The sequence below is a fragment of the Blautia luti genome, from assembly GCF_013304735.1.
Lineage (GTDB): Bacteria > Bacillota > Clostridia > Lachnospirales > Lachnospiraceae > Blautia_A.
In genome coordinates this window covers 1-300 of record NZ_JAAITI010000123.1, presented here as the reverse complement: position 1 = coordinate 300, position 300 = coordinate 1, and the positions used below count along the sequence as shown (strand labels likewise).

Below are 300 nucleotides of genomic sequence, written 5' to 3'. Positions count from 1 at the left end.
ATGAGGAATACCGATATAACATCGGACCTATTGAGCATGATCCGTTTATCCTGATCAGTTATCTGTCAGCAAAGTATGAAGAATTTACCTTTGAACAGGTAAAGCCAGAACTGGATGCTCTTTTTGCATTGCAGTATCGGTTAGAAACAGAAGCAGTCAATGAGACTGTGACAGAGACAGCAACTGTAAGAGTTGGAGAATCTTTGGGACAGGTTGTGACCAGTGGGTATTGTAACTGCCCAATTTGTTGTGGTATTTGGAGCGGAGGACCGACTGCCAGTGGAGCATATCCAACTGCCA

1 pseudogene is annotated in these 300 nt (G+C 44.0%); it reads left to right on the top strand.

From position 1 onward, the window contains the following. A pseudogene (locus tag G5B06_RS18750) lies at positions 1-300 on the top strand (peptidase M23); the annotation flags it as partial.